The 16,863-nt window shown below is 69.2% G+C and carries 1 protein-coding gene (running past both ends of the window); it reads left to right on the top strand.

All 16,863 nt of this window come from inside a single coding sequence — locus AB0N05_RS03265, non-ribosomal peptide synthase/polyketide synthase, on the top strand. Of the gene's 44,022 coding nucleotides, 12,347 precede the window and 14,812 follow it; the stretch shown corresponds to coding positions 12,348-29,210 (codon 4,116, partial, through codon 9,737, partial); the first codon wholly inside the window starts at position 2. Both the start codon and the stop codon lie outside the window.

Raw genomic sequence — 16,863 nt, 5'->3', positions numbered from 1 at the left:
CGTCTGGACCGGCGACGGCGAGCTGGAATACCTGGGCCGCACCGACTTCCAGGTGAAGCTGCGCGGTCTGCGCATCGAGCTCGGCGAGATCGAATCGGCGCTCACCGCGCTGAACGAGGTAGCCCAGGCCGTGGTCGTGGTCCGCCGTGACGAGCGCACCGGTGATCAACTGGTCGCCTACCTGGTCGCCGCGGATGGCCACCTCGACATCGAATCCGTGAAAGACACGGTGGCGCAGCAGCTTCCGGCCTACATGGTTCCGGCCGCCTTCATGGTTCTGGATGCCTTCCCGCTCAATGCCTCCGGCAAGCTGGATCGCAAGGCGCTGCCCGCCCCGGCCTTCGCGGCCAAGGTGTACCGCGCCCCGGCCAGCCCGGTGCAGCAGACCGTCGCGGGCGTCTTCGCCGATGTCATCGGCGTCGAACGGGTCGGCCTGGACGATGACTTCTTCGAGCTCGGCGGCAACTCGCTGATCGCCACCCAGGTGATCGCGCGACTGTCTGCGGCACTCGATGCCGATGTGCCGCTGCGCTCGCTGTTCGAGGCGACCACGGTGGTTGCCCTTGCGGCGCAACTGGAATCGCGTGTCGGCACCGGCGGTCGCACCCCGCTGGTCGCGCAGGAGCGTGGCGAGCTCACCCCGCTCTCGCCCGCGCAGCAGCGCATGTGGTTCCTCAACCGCTTCGACAACCGCACCGCCGTCAATAACATCCCGGTGGCGCTGAAGCTCACCGGCGAGGTCGATACCGAGGCCTTCACCGCCGCGCTGCACGATGTGCTGGCCCGGCACGAGGCCCTGCGCACCATCTACCCCGAGGTCGAGGGCGACGGCTACCAGCGGGTTCTGCCGCTGTCCGATATCGAGTTCGAGCTGCGGGCCGAAATGGTCACCGCCGACGAGCTGCCCGCGCGCATCACCCAGCTCGCGACCGTCTTCTTCGACGTCACCCGTGAGCTGCCGTTCCGCGCCAGCGTGCTCAGCCTCAGCGAGACCGAGCATGTGGTCGTGCTGGTGCTGCATCACATCAGCGCCGACGGTTTCTCGCTGCGCCCGCTGCTGCGTGATGTGGTGGCCGCCTACCTGGACCGCAGCCGCGGCGAGGCCCCGAGCTGGGCTCCGCTGCCGGTGCAGTACGGCGACTACGCGCTGTGGCAGCGCGAGGTGCTCGGCTCCGAGTCCGATCCGGAATCCACGGCCGCACAGCAGATCTCGTACTGGACCGAGCAGCTGCGCGATCTGCCCGAGCAGATCGAGCTGCCGACCGACCGGCCGCGACCGGAGATCGCCACCAATGCCGGTGGCACGTACGACTTCTCGATCGACGCCGACCTGCACCGGGAACTGTCCACGCTCGCCCGCGAGCACGACGTCACCCTGTTCATGGTGCTGCACGCCGCCCTGGCCACCTGGGCCTCGCGCCTGTCCCGCGCCACCGATATCGCGGTCGGCACCCCGATCGCGGGCCGTGGTGAACGCGCACTCGATGACCTGATCGGCATGTTCGTCAACACCCTGGTGCTGCGCACCGAGGTCGCCCCGCATGCCGCCTTCCGCGATCTGCTCGCGCAGGTCCGCCGCACCGACCTGGCCGCCTTCGCCCACGCCGACGTGCCGTTCGAGCGTCTCGTGGACGTGCTCAGCCCGGTCCGCTCGCAGGCGCACCACCCGCTATTCCAGGTGGCGCTGACCTTCGAGGCCGCCGGAGCCAAGGACGCGGGCGCGGTCTCGCTGCCGGGCCTGGATGTCGAGGCCGTCGAATTCGATGCGGGCACAGCCAAGTTCGACATTCAGCTGACCGTGGGCGAGCGCGCCGACGGCTCGCTGAGCCTGTCCTGGAACTACGCCACCGATCTCTTCGATTCGGAGACCGTGGCCGCCTTCGCCGAGCGCCTGGTCCGCATTCTGTGGACCGTCGCCGACGATCCGGCCGTCCTGGTCGGCGATATCGACCTGCTGGGCGAGAGCGAGCGGCACTACGTCGCCGAACGCTGGGTGACCTCGGGCGACGACATCGTGGCGCTGGCCAATGCGGCACGGGCCACCGGCGCTGCCATGCAGATGGCCGCCGCGGCCGGTGTCGGCGGTGCCGCCGCCGGTGAAATCGCCGGTGCCGCCGCCAAGTCCGCCGCTGCCTTCGCCGCCGCCGCCCTCACCAGGGCACCGCTCGGTGCCATGGACGATCTGGCCGCCATGCTGGCCGACCCGTTCGTCGACGCGACCGTCACCCTCTCGGATCTGTTCGATACCGCCGTGGCCGCGCATCCCGAGCGCGTTGCCGTGCGCTTCGGCTTCGAAGAGCTCACCTACGCCGAACTCGACCGTCGCGCGAATGTGCTGGCGCGCACGCTGATCGCCGATGGCGCGGGTCCGGAGTCCCTGGTCGCGGTGCTGCTGCCGCGCTCGGCGGATCTGGTCGTCGCACTGCTCGCGGTCATCAAGACCGGTGCGGGCTATGTGCCGATCGACCCGACCTACCCGGCCGATCGCATCGCGTACGTGCTCGAGGATTCCAAGCCGACCAGCGCGATCCTCGACTCCACCGTGCAGGTGGCGCTGCCCGCCGATCTGCGGACCGTGCTCATGGACGGGTACGCACTCGAGGCCGGAAATATCGAGGACGCGGCCGACGCGCCCGTCACCGATGCGGACCGCCGGGCCGCGCTGCGCCCCGACCACGTCGCCTACGTCATCTACACGTCGGGATCCACCGGCCGCCCCAAGGGCGTGGCCGTGGCGCACCGAAACGTGGTGCGGCTCATGGCGAATACCGATCGCGAATTCGGCTTCAGCCCGAGCGACGTGTGGACGCTGTTCCACTCCTACGCCTTCGACTTCTCGGTGTGGGAGCTGTGGGGACCGCTGCTCTACGGCGGCAAGCTCGTGGTCGTCGACTACTACGTGTCGCGCTCGCCGGAGCAGTTCCTGGAACTGCTGCGCCGCGAACGGGTCACGGTGCTCAACCAGACCCCGTCGGCGTTCTACCAGCTGGCCGAGGCCGAGCGAATCGCCGTCACGGCGGGTGACGATCAGCCGCTGTCACTGCGCTACGTGATCTTCGGCGGTGAGGCCCTCGAGCTGCGCCGCCTGTCGGATTGGGTTGCGCGACACGGCGATTACCGGCCGCAGCTGGTCAATATGTACGGCATCACCGAGACCACGGTGCACGTATCGCACCGGGCCCTCGATCAGCGCACCATTGCCGCCGCCACCGGTTCCGTGGTCGGCCGCGCCATCGCCGGACTCGGCGTGTACGTGCTCGATGAGCGCCTGCACCCGGTGCCGGTCGGCGTCGCCGGTGAAATGTATGTCGCCGGACCGCAATTGGCGCGCGGCTACCTCGGCCGCCCCGACCTCACCGCGGCTCGCTTCGTCGCCAGCCCGTTCGGAGAGCCGGGCACCCGCCTGTACCGCTCGGGTGACGTGGCGCGCTGGAACCGCTTCGGCGAACTCGAATACCTCGGCCGCGCCGATGATCAGGTGAAGGTCCGCGGTTTCCGTATCGAGCTCGGCGAGATCGAGGCCGCCGTGCTGGCGCAGGCGGGCGTGGCTCAGGCCGCGGTCATCGTGCGTGAGGATCAGCCTGGCGATCAGCGGATCGTCGCGTACGTGGTGCCGGAGGACGGCATCGCGCCCGCCCTCGATGCCATTCGCGATGGTGCGGGCGAGCGTCTGCCTTCCTACATGGTCCCGGCCGCCATCGTGGTGCTGGATCGAATCCCCTTGACCGTCAACGGCAAGCTGGACCGTCGTGCGCTGCCCGCCCCGGCGGTGCAGGCTCGGGCCTTCCGCGCGTCGGAGACGCCGACCCAGGAGACCGTCGCCGCCGTCTTCGCGGAGGTTCTGGACCTGCCGCGCGTCGGCCTGGATGACGACTTCTTCGATCTGGGCGGCAACTCGCTCATCGCCACCCGGGTGGTCTCGCGCATCGGCGCGGCCCTGGACACCACGGTCGCGGTGCGCACGCTGTTCGAGGCCACCACGGTCGAGGCCCTCGCGGCCCGCATCGAATCGCATGCCGACGGTGCTTCGCGCGCCAAGCTGGTCGCTCGCCCGCGGCCCGCGGGCGAACTGGTGCCGCTATCGTTCGCGCAGCAGCGCATGTGGTTCCTGAACCAGTACGACACCTCGTCGGCCGCGTACAACCTGCCGCTCGCGATTCGCCTCACCGGCGAACTCGATACCGCCGCACTGGAACTCGCGGTCGCCGATGTCGTGCGTCGCCACGAGTCGCTGCGCACCCGCTACCCCGAGCACGGCGGTACGCCGATGCAGGTGGTCGTTCCGGCCGAGCAGATCGCGCTCGACCTGCGCCCGGTGACCACCACGGCCGCGGACTTGACCGCTGCGGTCACTGCCTTCGCCACCCTCGGCTTCAATGTCGCGGACCAGGTTCCGTTGCGCGCCCGCCTGTTCCGGGTCGGCACAGCGGAAGAGGCCACCGAGCACGTGCTCGTGGTGGTCGTCCACCACATTGCCGGTGACGGCTTCTCCATGGCTCCGCTGACCCGCGATGTCATGGTCGCCTACACGGCCCGCACCCAGGGCGCGGTCCCCGGCTGGGCTCCGCTCGCCATCCAGTACGCGGACTTCGCCATCTGGCAGCGTGAAGTCCTGGGTTCGGAAGAGGATTCGTCCTCGCTCATGGCCCGCCAGGTCGGTTACTGGCAGCGCGCCCTCGAGGGCACGCCGGATGAGCTGGCGCTCCCGACCGACCGCCCGCGCCCGGCCGTGGCCTCGCATCGCGGTGCCACCCTGCATCGGACGCTCTCGCCGGAACTCATCGGCGCGCTGGAAGACGTTGCGCGCCGCCGGGGTTCGTCGCTGTTCATGGTCATGCACAGCGCGCTCGCCGTGCTGCTGGCCCGGCTTTCCGGTGGCGATGACATCGCCGTCGGCACCCCGGTCGCCGGACGCGGTGAGGCCGCGCTGGACGACCTGGTCGGCATGTTCGTCAATACCCTGGTACTGCGGACAGGCATCGATCCGGCCGAGTCCTTCTCGGATCTCCTGGATCGTGCCCGGCATACCGACCTCGACGCCTTCGGCAATGCCGACGTGCCGTTCGAGCGACTCGTGGAACTGCTCGCGCCCGAGCGCTCGCAGGCCCGCAACCCGCTGTTCCAGGTCATGCTCGCCTTCCAGAACCTGGACCGCGCCACCCTCGAACTGCCGGGGCTGACCGTCTCCGCGCTCGACCTCGAAGAGAGCATCTCCCGCTTCGACCTGCAGTTCACGCTGTCGGAGCAGACTGTGTCCGATCAGAGCGCGGGCATGGCGTTGGCGCTCACCTACGCCACCGACCTGTTCGACGAGTCCACCGCCGACAGCTTCGCGCAGCGCTGGCTGCGGGTGCTGGAGGCCGTGGCCGCGAATGCGGACATCGCCGTCGGTGCGATCGACGTGCTGGATCAGGCCGAACGCGCCGATCTGGTCGGTCGTTTCGGTGCCCCCGCCATCGCGGCGCGGACGCTCCCGGAGCTGATCGCCGACGCCGTGGAACTGAACCCGAACGCGACCGCGGTCGTCTTCCAGGGCACAAGTCTCACTTACGGCGAGCTGGATGAGCGCTCGAACCGCTTGGCGCGCTTGCTGATCGAGCGCGGCATCGGCACCGAGAACCTCGTCGCCATTGCCGTGCCGCGTTCCTCGGACTCGTACTTCGCCGAGTGGGCGGTCTCCAAGACCGGTGCCGCCTTCGTGCCGGTCGACCCGAACTACCCGGCCGACCGCATTGCCCACATGGTCACCGACTCCGGTTCGCCGGTCGGCCTGACCGTGGCCTCGGTCCGCGCCGACCTGCCGGAATCGGTGGAGTGGCTGGTCCTGGACGAACTCGACCTGGAGACCTTCGAGACCACCGCGATCGCCGATGCCGACCGGGTCCGCCCGCTGCGTCCGGAGCACCCGGCGTACGTCATCTACACGTCCGGTTCCACCGGCCTGCCCAAGGGCGTCGTGGTCACCCACGCCGGTCTGGCCAACTTCAGTGTTGAGCAGGCCGTCCGCTACCACCTCGACTCCGGTTCGCGCGCACTGCATTTCGCGTCCCCGTCGTTCGACGCGTCCATGCTGGAGTTCCTGCTCGCCATCGGCGCGGGCGGCACCCTGGTCGTGGTCCCGCCGGGCACCTACGGCGGCGAGGAGCTCTCCGAGCTGATCAAGCGCGAGCGGGCCACGCACGCGTTCATCACCCCGGCCGCGCTGTCCACTTTCGGACCGGCGGGGCTGGACAGCCTGCGCGTCCTGGTCGCCGGTGGTGAAGCGGTTCCGGCCGATCTGGTCGAGAAGTGGGCGGTTCCCTTGGCGGACGGCACGATTCGTGCCTTCCACAATGGCTACGGCCCGACCGAGACCACCATCATGACGAACATCAGCGATCCGCTGGTGCCGGGCGATCTGGTCACCATCGGTGGCCCGATCCGGGGCATGCAGTCGCTGATTCTGGACAACCGCCTGCGGCCGGTTCCGGTCGGTGTCGCGGGTGAGCTGTACCTGTCGGGCATTCAGCTGGCGCGCGGCTACCACGCACGTGCGGGCCTGACCGCCGATCGGTTCGTGGCCAACCCGTCCGTTGCGGGTGCGCGCATGTATCGCACCGGTGACGTGGTGCGCTGGACCCCGAACGGTGAGGTCGAGTACGTCGGCCGCTCCGACTTCCAGGTCAAGGTCCGCGGTTTCCGCATCGAACTGGGCGAGATCGACGCCGCACTGGCCTCGCACGAGACGGTCGACTTCGCGGTCACCGTGGGCCACAAGAATGCGGCGGGCGCTGTCTCGCTGGTGTCGTATGTGGTTGCCACGCAGGGCTATTCGATCGATATCGCGGCCGTCACCGCACATGTGGAGCAGCGTCTCCCGGCGTATATGGTGCCGTCCTCGGTCATGATCATCGACCGGGTGCCGCTGACCCCGGTCGGCAAGTTGGACCGTAAGGCACTGCCCGAGCCGGTATTCGCCACCGAGGTCACCTTCCGGGCCCCGCGCAATGCCGTCGAGCACACCGTGGCCGAGGTCTTCGCCGAGGTGCTCGGCCTGGAGCGGGTCGGCATCGACGACTCCTTCTTCGCGCTGGGCGGCGACTCCATCGTCTCCATCCAGCTGGTGTCGCGGGCCAAGGCGCGCGGCATCGTCTTCAGCCCGCGCGATGTGTTCGAACAGCGCACCGTGTCCGGTCTGGCCGCCGTCGCGACGGAAACCCTGGAGGGCCAGGGCGATTCGACACCGCAGCTGAGCGAACTCCCCGGTGGCGGTGTGGGTGTCCTGCCGCTGACGCCGGTGGTCCGGTTCATGGTGGAGCGTCCGGGCGGCTTCGGCCGCTTCAACCAGACCCTCGCCCTGGAACTCCCGATCGGCATCGACCGTGCGGGCATCGCGGCCACCGTCGGCGCGGTCATCGACCGCCACGACATGCTGCGGGCTCGCCTGCGCCGGATGCCGGGTGCGGACTGGATCGTCGAGACCGCCGCGGTCGGTGCGATCGACGTGGACGCCCTCATCGACCGCACCGAGTTCGACCCGAACGTCAGCGATGACGAGCTGGTCGAAATCGCCTCCGCCGCACTCGATGCCACCCTCGACAAGCTGGATCCGGCTGCGGGCGTGGTCATTCGGTTCGTCTGGCTGGAGCCCGCCGATCAGAACCGTGCCGGTCGTCTGATCGTCGCCGCGCACCACCTCGTGGTCGACGGCGTCACCTGGCGCATTCTGGTGCCGGACTTCGTCACCGCCTGGGGTCAGCTGTCCGCCGGACAGACCCCCGAGCTGGTCGCCCCCGCCACCAGCATGCGCACCTGGGCGCACGCCCTCGAGCGCGAGGCGGCCACCCCGGAGCGGGTCGCCGAACTCGATTGGTGGCGTGGCGTTGTCAACGGTCCGGATCCGCTGCTCACCGAGCGGCCCATGGACCCGGCCGTCGATATCACCGCGGTCATCGAGAAGCATCACGTCGAGCTGTCCGCCGAGGCCACCAAGGCGCTGCTCACCACCGTGCCCGCGCTCTTCCACGGCGGCGTCAATGACGGTCTGCTGACCGCGCTGGCCCTCGCGGTCGCCAAGTGGCGCGCCGGTAAGGGCATCGGCGAGAAGTCGACTCTCCTGCGCCTGGAAGGCCACGGCCGCGAGGAAGAGGTCGTGCCCGGCGCCGACCTGTCCCGCACGGTCGGTTGGTTCACCGCCATCTTCCCGGTCCGCTTCGACCTCTCCGAGATCGATGTGGACGGCGCGCTGCTGGGCGGCCCCGCCATGGGCCGCGCCCTCAAGGCCGTCAAGGAGCAGCTGCTCTCGGTGCCGGACAAGGGCATCGGCTACGGGCTGCTGCGCTACCTGAACCAGGCCACCGCCGATCAACTGCCCAAGCAGCTGCCCGGCCAGGTCAGCTTCAACTACCTGGGCCGCGTCAATGAGGGCGATGTGCCCGACGCGCTGCGCGGGTTCGGCTGGATTCCGGCACCGGAGCTCGGCAACCTGGGCGGCGCGTACGACGCCGATATGCCCGCCATGGCACCGATCGATATCAATGCCATTGTGGTCGGCGACAAGCTGACCGCGAATATCGGCTACCCGAGCACGCTGCTCGGCGCGGACGAGATCGCCGAATTCGGCAAGCTGTGGATCTCGGCGCTGGAAGCCGTTGCGCGCCATGCGGAATCCGCCGATGCGGGCGGGCACACCCCGTCCGACTTCGGCCTGGTGAAGATCAACCAGCGCGATATCGATGGCTGGGAGAAGCGCTTCGGCGCACTCGATCAGGTGTGGCCGCTGTCCGCGCTCCAGGCCGGTCTGCTCTTCCACGCGCAGTTGGCCGCCACCTCGGTGGACGTGTACACCGCGCAGGCGGTGCTCACCCTCACCGGGCGCGTGGATGCCGATCGCCTGCGTTCGGCCGCCCAGGCGCTGCTGGATCGTCACGAGATCCTGCGCACCGCTTACGTTTCCGATGCTTCCGGCACTCCCGTACAGGTGGTGCTGGACGGTGTGCGGGTGGCGTTCACCGAACACGACCGCACCGCTACCGGCGACCCAAGCGATGTCATCGACGCGGATCGCTTGCAGCGCTTCGACCTCACCGAACCGCCGCTCATCCGCTTCACCCTGGTGCAGACCGCCGCAGACGCCTGGCAGCTGGCCGTGGCCAACCACCACATCCTGCTCGACGGCTGGTCCATGCCGCTGCTCATGCAGGACCTGCTGGTCCTGTACGCCACGCATTCCGACACCGCCGTGCTGCCGCCCGTGCGGTCCTACCGCTACTTCCTGGAATGGGTTGCGCAGCAGGATCGTTCGGCGTCCATCGCGGCCTGGCAGCGGGCGCTGCACGGCGTCTCCGAGCCGACCCTGCTGACGCGTCCGGACCCGAGCCACGAGATCACCGCACTGTCCGGCGAGTACTTCTTCGACCTGGACGAGACGGCGACCTCGCGCCTCACCGCGCTGGCCGCGGACATCGGCGTCACCCCGAACACGGTGCTGCAGACCGCGTGGGGCATCCTGCTCGGCCGCCTCACCGGCCGCGACGACGTACTCTTCGGCACCACCGTGTCCGGCCGCCCCGCGCAGCTGGCGGGCGTGGAATCCATGGTGGGCCTGTTCATCAATACCGTGCCGGTGCGGGTCTCCTTCGACCCGGCCGAATCGGCGCGCACGCTGCTCACCCGTACCCAGGGCGAGCAGGCCGATCTGCTCGATCACCACTATGTGGGCCTGGCCGACATCCAGTCGGCGGCCAAGGTCGGCGGGCTCTTCGACACCCTCGTGGTGTTCGAGTCCTATCCGGTTGACGCCGAAGGGATTCGGGCGCAGGCCGCCGATATCGACGGTATGGCCGTCATCGGTCTGGACGCCGCGGACGCCACGCACTACCCGCTGACCCTCATCGCTCAGCTGGACACTCGCCTGCGGATTCGCGCCGGATACCTGCGCGACCTGTTCGACGAGGACACCGTCCACCGCATCGCGGACCGCCTGCTGCGCGTCCTCACCGCCATCACCACCGAACCCGGTGCGGCCGTGGGCGATATCGAGCTGGTGGATGCCGCCGAGCGGCAACTCGTGGTCGAGACGTGGAACGACACCGCGTACGACGTGGACACCGCGGTGGCCGTACGTACGGACAACCTGACGTCCGGCGACGCGGCATCGACGCTGGTCGCCATGTTCGAGGCGCAGGCCGCCCGGACTCCCGACGCGATTGCCGTGAGCTTCGAGGGCACAAGCCTGTCCTACGCCGACTTCGCCGACCGGGTGCATCGCCTGTCGCGCTGGCTCATCGAGCGTGGCGTAGGCGCGGAATCGTTTGTGGCGCTGGGCATGCGCCGCTCCATCGACCTGGTTGTCGGCATGTACGCCGTGACCGTGGCCGGTGGCGCGTACGTGCCGCTGGACCCGGATCACCCGGCCGACCGCACCGAATACATCCTGGCCACCGCCGATCCGGTCACCGTGCTGACCTCCGGCGAGGACCTCCCGATCAATACCGCGCAGGTGCGGATCGATCTGCTCGACCTGGCCAGCTACTCCGGTGCGCCGCTCACCGATGCGGATCGCCGTATGCCGCTGCGTGAGTCGAACAATGCGTACGTCATCTTCACCTCCGGTTCGACCGGCCGCCCCAAGGGTGTGGCCGTGCCGCACTCGGCCATTGTCAACCGCCTGGTGTGGATGCAGTCCGAATACGGCCTGACCCCCGAAGACGTTGTGCTCCAGAAGACTCCGGCCACCTTCGACGTGTCCGTCTGGGAGTTCTTCTGGCCGCTCCAGATCGGTGCGCGCCTGCACGTGGCCAAGCCCGACGGCCACCGCGACCCGGTCTACCTCGCGGAACTCATTGCCCGCGAAGGCGTCACGGTCACTCACTTCGTGCCGTCGATGTTGTCGGTCTTCGTGGCCGAACCCGCCGCGGTGCAGTGCACCAGCCTGCGCATGGTCTTTGCTTCCGGTGAGGCGCTCTCGCCCAAGCCCGCGCATCGCCTGCGCGAGCTGACCGGCGGCGAGCTGCACAACCTGTACGGCCCGACCGAGGCCGCGGTCGACGTCACCTACCACCGGGTGGGCGTCGCCGACACCGAGGGCGTGCCGATCGGCCGTCCGGTGTTCAACACCCAGGTGTACGTGCTGGATTCGCGACTGCGTCCGGTTCCGGTGGGTGTCGCGGGTGAGCTCTACCTGGCGGGCGATCAGCTCGCCACCGGGTATGTGGCGCGCCCCGACCTCACCTCGGATCGCTTCGTGGCCAACCCGTTCGGCCAGTCCGAGCGCATGTACCGCACCGGCGACCTCGTCGTCTGGACCGCGGACGAAGCGCGGGGAGGCGGAGCGGAACTCGAGTACATCGGCCGTACCGACTTCCAGGTGAAGTTGCGCGGTCTGCGCATCGAGCTCGGCGAGATCGAAACCGCGCTGACCACAGTCGGTTCCATCGCGCAGTCGGTGGTCGTGGTGCGCGGTGATCAGCACACCGGCGATCAGCTCGTCGCCTATGTCGTCGCCGCTCCGGGCCGGACCGTGGATATCGACGGCGTGCGCGCCGAGCTGCACGACAGCCTGCCCGCGTACATGGTGCCGTCGATCGTCATCGTGCTCGACGAGTTCCCGCTCAATGCCTCCGGCAAGCTGGACCGCCGCGCCCTGCCCGCGCCGGTGTTCGAGGCCGCGGTCTTCCGCGCCCCGGTCACCCCGGTCGAGCAGATCGTGGCCGGTGTCTACGCGGAGATCCTGGGCCTGGCCCGGGTCGGCCTGGACGACGACTTCTTCGCGCTGGGCGGTAACTCGCTCATCGCCACCCAGGTGGCGGCGCGCCTGTCGGCCGCGCTGGACACCCACCTGGGCGTCCGGGAGATCTTCGAATCCTCCAGCGTCGCCGCCCTTGCGGCCCGCGCCGAGGTTCATTCCGGCGCGGGCGCTCGCCAGGCGCTGACCGCGCAGGAGCGTCCGGAGCAGCTGCCGCTGTCCCTGGCGCAGCAGCGCATGTGGTTCCTCAACCGGTTCGATCCCGAATCGGCCGTGGACAATATTCCGGCGGCCGTGCGGCTGTCCGGTCTGGTCGACCGTCAGGCCCTCCAGATCGCCGTCGCCGATGTGCTGGCGCGTCACGAGTCGCTGCGCACCCGCTACCCCGAGGTCGACGGCACCGCGTATCAGGAGATCGTCCCCACCGGCCAGGTCATCCCCGACCTGACCCCGATCGACGTCACCGAAGCCGAACTGCCGCAGGCGCTCTCGGCGCTCGTGCTGACCGGCTTCGACGTCACCGCCGAGGTGCCGTTCCGGGCCCGCCTGTTCGAGATCAGCCCCACCGAGCATGTGCTCGCGCTGGTGGTGCACCACATCTCCGCCGACGGTTTCTCCATGGGCCCGCTCACCCGGGATGTCATGACCGCCTACGGCGCTCGCGTCGAGGGTGGCGAACCGGCCTGGCAGGCACTGCAAGTGCAGTACGCCGACTACGCCCTGTGGCAGCGCGAGGTGCTCGGCGACGAGTCCGACGCGGAATCGGTGATCTCGCAGCAGATCTCGTACTGGAAGCAAGCCCTGGCCGGAGTGCCGGACCAGCTGGACCTGCCGTCCGACCGCCCGCGCCCCGCCGTGGCCTCCGGTCGCGGTGCGACGCATACCTTCGTCATCGAGGCCGAAACCCACGCCAAGCTGGCCGAATTGGCCCGCACCCGGGGTGCCACGCTGTTCATGGTGGCGCACGCCGCGCTCGCGACCCTGCTGTCGCGGATGTCCGGCGAGGCCGATATCGCCATCGGCACGCCGGTCGCCGGTCGTGGTGAACGCGCGCTCGACGACCTGATCGGCATGTTCGTCAACACCCTGGTGTTGCGCACCCCGATCGACGCGGGCAAGGGCTTCACCGAGCTGCTGGAATCGGTGCGCGCCACCGATATTGCCGCCTTCGGCCACGCCGATCTGCCGTTCGAGCGCCTGGTCGAGATCATCAACCCGGTGCGTTCGCAGGCCCGGAACCCGCTGTTCCAGGTCATGCTGTCGTTCCAGAACATGGGACCGGCCGAACTGGAACTGCCGGGCCTCACGGTCAGCGGCGTGGACCTGCCGATCGAGACCGCCAAGGTCGATCTGCAGCTGGTCCTCACCGAGCAGACCGGGGCACATCACGTGTCCGGCAATGGCTTCGGAGGCGCGCCGTCCGGCATGACCGCCGAAATCATCTACGCCACCGACCTGTTCGACGCCGCCACCATGGAGCGGTTCGGCGCGCGGTTCAACCAGCTGCTCGAAGCGATTGCCGCGCAGCCGGAGCGGGCCGTGGGCGATATCGAGCTGCTCGATCGCTCGGAGCGCGACCTCGTGCTCTCGCGGTGGAACGACACCACCATCGATCTCGATGCCGCGGACACGCTGGTCTCGATGTTCAAGGCTCAGGCCCTGATCAAGCCGGGTGCGACCGCACTGACGGGCGAGACCGGGAACCTGACCTACGCCGAGCTCGCGAGCCGGGTGAATCGCCTGGCCCGCAAGCTCATCGAATCCGGCGTCGGCCCGGACACCACGGTGGCGCTCGGCATTCGCCGGTCCATCGACCTGGTTGTGGCCATGTACGCGGTGCTCGAGGCCGGTGGCGCATACGTGCCCCTGGACCTCGACCAGCCCGCGGACCGCATCGACTACGTGCTCGAAATCGCCCGTCCGGCAGTCGTTCTGACTGTCGGCCGCGATGGCTTCGCGACCGCTGCGGCACCGGTGCTGACCATCGACGCGCTCGACCTGAGCGCCTACGACGACGCCTCGGTCATCGACACCGAGCGCAGGCAGCCGCTGCGCCCGTCGAACATCGCCTACGTCATCTTCACCTCGGGCTCGACCGGCCGTCCCAAGGGTGTCGCGGTCTCGCACGCGTCCGCCGTGAACCAGATCCGCTGGATCACCACGGAATACACCCTCACCGCCGATGACGTGGTGTTGTTCAAGACTCCGGCCACCTTCGACGTGTCGGTGTGGGAACTGTTCGGCCCCTTGGCAGTCGGTGCCCGCATGGTCGTCGCCACCGCCGATGGTCACCGCGATCCGCAGTACCTGGCCGAGGTGATCGCCGCCGAGCGGGTCACCATCACCTCGTTCGTGCCGTCGATGCTGAGCGTGTTCGCGGGCAGCGTGGCACCGGAGGCGCTCACCTCGGTGCGGGCGCTGCTCATCGCCGGTGAGGCCTTCACCTCCAATGAGGTCGATGCCTTCCGCCGGGTCAGCCCGGCCGAACTGCACAACCTGTACGGCCCCACCGAATTCACGGTGCACGCCACCTACGCACCGGTCGCCGACCGGGTGTCGGGTGCGGTGCCGATCGGTGCGCCGGTCGCCAATGCCCGGGCCTACGTGCTCGACGCGCGCCTGCACCCCGTCCCGGCGGGTGTCGCCGGTGAGCTGTACCTGACCGGCACGCAGCTGGCTCGCGGCTACCTCGGCCGTGCGGACCTGACGGCGGATCGCTTCGTCGCCAGCCCATTCGGCCAGGGCGAGCGCATGTACCGCACCGGTGACCTGGTGCGCTGGAACGATGAGGGGCAGCTGGTCTACCTCGGCCGCACCGACTTCCAGGTGAAGCTGCGCGGTCTGCGCATCGAGCTCGGCGAGATCGAGGCCGCGCTCACCGCTCACGCGTCGGTCGCCCAGGCGGTCGTGGTCGTGCGTGGCGACAACCTGGTCGGCTATGTGATCCCGGCGGCGGGCACGGTCGATGTGGACGCCCTGCGCGCCCACCTGTCCGCGCAGCTGCCGTCCTACATGGTCCCGGCCGCGTTCGTATCGCTGGAAGCCTTCCCGCTCAGTGCCAATGGCAAGCTCGACCGCCGCGCACTGCCGGATCCGGAATTCGCCGCCCGCGAGTTCCGGGCCGCGGCCACCGCGGCCGAGGAGATCGTCGCGAATGTCTTCGCCGAGGTCCTCGGCCTGTCCGAGCCCGTCGGCGCGGACGACGACTTCTTCGAGCTCGGCGGCAACTCGCTGATCGCCACCCAGGTGGTCGCACGACTGGGCGCGGCCCTGGACACCCGAGTCCCCGTCCGTACCCTGTTCGAGGCGCAGACCGTGGCCGCCCTGGCCGCGCGCCTCGCCGCCCAGACGGGCACCGGCAGCCGCCGCGCCCTGGTGGCCCAGACCCGACCGGCGGAGATCCCGCTGTCCCTGGCCCAGCAGCGCATGTGGTTCCTGAACCGCTTCGACACCGCCTCCGCGGTCAACAACATCCCGATGGCGGTGCGACTCACCGGCGAACTGGATATCGACGCCCTGCTGAACGCGGTCGGCGATGTGATCGACCGGCACGAGGTGCTGCGCACTATCTACCCCGAGAACGCGGAAGGCCGTGGCGTGCAGGTGATCCTGCCCGCCGACCAGGTCATCACCGCCCTGGGCCTGGAGTCGATCGCCGTCACCGAGGCCGAGCTGCGCGAGCGGGTCGCCGGACTGGTGCTCACCGGCTTCGACGTGACCGCGGCGGTTCCGGTGCGCGCCGGGATCTTCCAGGTCAGCGATGCCGAACAGCCCACGCACGTACTGGTATTCGTGGTCCACCACATCTCCGGCGACGGCTGGTCGGTCGGCCCGCTGGCCCGCGACGTCATGCTCGCCTACGCCTCCCGCTCGAATGGCGTTGCGCCGCAGTGGGCTCCGCTGCCGGTGCAGTACGCCGACTTCGCGCTGTGGCAGCGCGAGACCCTCGGCTCCGAGGACGACGCCGACTCGCTGATCTCGCAGCAGGTCGCCTACTGGTCGGACTCCCTCGCGGGTCTGCCGGACCAGATCGACCTGCCGTCGGATCGCCCGCGCCCCGCCGTGGCCTCCAACCGCGGTGGCGTGCACGAGTTCTCGATCGACGCCGACCTGCTCACTGGCATGAACGCGCTCGCCCGTGAGAACGGTGCGAGCCTGTTCATGGTCGTGCACGCGGCCTTCGCGGCACTGCTCGCCCGACTGTCCGGCGGCGAGGACATCGCCATCGGTACCGCGGCGGCCGGTCGTGGTGAAGAGGTCCTGGACGACGCCATCGGCATGTTCGTCAACACCCTGGTGCTGCGCACTGCGGTCGACTCGGCCGCCGAGTTCACCGAACTCCTCGCCCGTACCAAGGACACCGACCTGGCCGCCTTCGGCCATGCCGACCTGCCCTTCGAGCGCCTGGTGGAGATCCTCAACCCGGCTCGCTCGCAGGCGCGGCATCCGCTGTTCCAGGTCATGCTGTCGTTCCAGAACACCGGCGAGACCAGCTTCGAGCTGCCGGGTCTGCAGGTCGCGGGCGTGCCCCTGGACGTGGTCACCGCCAAGTTCGACCTGCACCTGAACCTCACCGAGCGGGCCGACGGCTCTGGCATGGCGGCTGAGTTCGCCTACGCCACGGATATGTTCGATGCGCGCACCGTCGCCGCCTTCTCCGATCGCCTGGTCCGACTGCTGTCCGCGGTCGTCGCCGCGCCGAACGTGGTCGTCGGCGATATCGAGCTGCTCGACGACCTCGAGCGCAAGCGGGTCGTGCGGTCCTGGAACGCCACCGAATACGACGTGAAGCGCGTCGTGCTGGGCGGCAAGAAGATCGATACCGAGGTCACCCTCGCGTCGATGTTCCAGACCCAGGCCGCGCAGACGCCGCGCGAGATCGCGGTGACCTTCGAGGGGATAAGTCTCTCTTACGCCGAGTTCGCCACCCGGGTGAACCAGCTGGCTCGCCACCTCATCGCAGAGGGCGTCGGACCGGATTCCTATGTGGCCCTCGGCATGCGCCGCTCCATCGACCTGGTGGTCGGCATGTACGCCGTCATCGCGGCCGGTGGCGCGTACGTACCGCTGGATCCGGATCACCCGGAAGAGCGCAACGCCTACGTTCTCGAGACCGCGCAGCCGGTGGCCGTACTCAC

This window comes from Nocardia sp. NPDC051030 (assembly GCF_040683015.1).
GTDB lineage: Bacteria > Actinomycetota > Actinomycetes > Mycobacteriales > Mycobacteriaceae > Nocardia.
This window is presented reverse-complemented; position numbering and strand designations above follow the sequence as displayed.